The 2,076-nt window shown below is 70.9% G+C and carries 2 protein-coding genes; both read right to left on the bottom strand.

The genetic code is table 11. From position 1 onward, the window contains the following. Positions 1–589 precede the first annotated feature (589 nt). A complete protein-coding gene (proC, locus tag FNQ90_RS20855; RefSeq protein ID WP_143624259.1) occupies positions 590–1,411 on the bottom strand; it encodes a pyrroline-5-carboxylate reductase in 822 nt (273 codons plus the stop codon). Positions 1,412–1,552: 141 nt separating this feature from the next. Further along, a partial coding sequence (locus FNQ90_RS20850; RefSeq protein ID WP_182607762.1) for a class F sortase occupies positions 1,553–2,076 on the bottom strand: 524 nt, incomplete at its 5' end.

Below are 2,076 nucleotides of genomic sequence, written 5' to 3'. Positions count from 1 at the left end.
GGGGTATCAACATATCTGGCGTTGACTTTTGGCACGCTGTTGAGTTCTCAAGGAACGGACGCTTCCTTCGGAACTTCCCCCACCATTCGGCGGGTTCGTCCTCCGGGCGCTTCCCTTCGGTGTTTCCGACTCTACCACATCCGATTTCCCTCGGATCCGGCTCCCGGTCGGCGGGAGTTCAAGTGTTTTACCGCCCTCCGGCGTGAGCTTTCCGCCCTCCGGCGTTGCCACCACCGTAGAACATTCCCCCGCCCGATTCAAAATCGAGCCCGAAGCCATTTCCGCACACGGACACGCGAATGCACGGCAATACCGCGATCCGACGCATCCGCACAATGCGAAGACGACGACCCGTTCGAGATCGTTCGAGGAGTTGGTCCCGCGAAGGTGGCTGTCGCAACCGGAAACGAATCCGGGCGACACGCGTGCCACCGACATGCGGGGCTCGGCCTCCGCGTCAGTGGCAGCTCGGTATACCTTACGGACCCACCGGGGATGCGTCAAGCCCGGTGGGACGGAAGAACGCGCGGGAGACGGCCGGGCCCGGGGAGGTACCCGGTCCGACTCCGAGCCGGGGGGCGAACTCCCCTTACCGGGGCGTGCCGTTGCCGCCGGAGGCCAGCTCCCGGCTGCGGTCCCGGGCCGCCTCCAGCGCGGCGAGGAACGCGGCCCGCACGCCGTGCTTCTCCAACTCCCGGATCGCGCTGATCGTCGTCCCGCCCGGGGAGGTGACCGCCTCCCGCAGGGTGACGGGGTGCTCCCCGCTGTCCCGGAGCATGAGCGAGGCCCCGTACGCGGCTTGGACGATCAGGTCGTGCGCCTTGTCCCGGGGCAGGCCGAGCAGGATGCCCGCGTCCACCATGGCCTCGACCAGGAAGTAGAAGTACGCCGGTCCCGACCCGGACAGCGCCGTCGCCGCGTCCTGCTGGGACTCCGGCAGCCGGATCGCCTTGCCCACGCTGGTGAAGATCTCCTCGGCGTGGCGCAGGTCCTCCTCCCCCGCGTGGGCCCCGGCCGAGATGACCGACATGCCCTCGTCCACCAGGGCCGGGGTGTTCGGCATGACCCGCACCACCGGGGTGCCCGGCGCCAGGCGCTCCTCCACGAAGGTCGTGGTGATGCCGGCCGCCGCGCTGATGACCAGCCGATCGGCGGGGGCGTGCGGAGCGAGTTCGGCCAACAGGGAGGCCATGTCCTGCGGCTTGACCGCCAGGATGAGGGTGTCGGCGGTCTTCGCCGCCTCCGCGTTGCCCACCACCGCGATGCCGTAACGGGCGCGCAGGGCCTCGGCCCGCTCCGGTCGCCGGGCGGTGGCCAGCAGGTCCGAGGCCGGGCGGCCTCCCCGGAGGATGCCCCCCAGCAGTGCCTCACCGATCTTTCCTGCGCCGAGCACGGCGATCTTGCGGGTCATGGACGGCTCACCTCGGGGAAGTGGGTCGACGGGGTGGACCCCCGGCCGGTGCCGGAACCCCGTACGGACGGTACGGGCCCATGGTGGCACCGAAGACGTTTCCCCGGCCTCGACCATCCGCTGTGCGGGCGGGCCGGGCGCTCAGCGGGTGTCGGTGAGATAGGCGAAGACGACGACGTTGGCGTTCCAGCCGTCGGCGCGACTGAACTGCCCGCCGCAGGTGAGCAGACGCAGTTCGGGGCGGCCCGCGTAGCCGTAGACCAGCTCGTCCGGGAACTCGTCGCGGTGGAAGACCTCCACGCCGTCGATGGTGAAGACGGCGGTCGTGCCGTCGGCGCGGTCGACCTCGATGGTGTCTCCCCGTGCCAGGGCACCCAGGGAGTAGAAGACGGCCGGACCGGTGGAGCTGTCCACGTGGCCGGCCACCAGGGCTGTGCCGTCCGCGCCCGGGGTGACGCCGCCGTGGTACCAGCCGGCGTGGTCGGGGGCGGATTCCGGGGGCACCTGGAGACTGCCGTCGGAGGCGAGGCCGTACCCGGTGAGGGAGGTGTCCACGTCGATGGCGGGGACGCGCAGGCGCAGCGGGGTGGAGGCGGGCAGGGCCGCGGTGGAGCCGCCCACCACGGGTATCGCGTCGGTGACGGTGGTGGGGTAGCCGTCGGCGC

Origin of the sequence: Streptomyces alkaliphilus, from assembly GCF_014141535.1 — a bacterium.
GTDB lineage: Bacteria > Actinomycetota > Actinomycetes > Streptomycetales > Streptomycetaceae > Streptomyces > Streptomyces alkaliphilus.
This window is presented reverse-complemented; position numbering and strand designations above follow the sequence as displayed.

Coding starts and splice junctions, on each gene's coding strand:
- proC (WP_143624259.1), bottom strand. CDS start 1,411: ATGACCCGCAAGATCGCCGTGCTCGGCGCAGGAAAGATCGGTGAGGCA.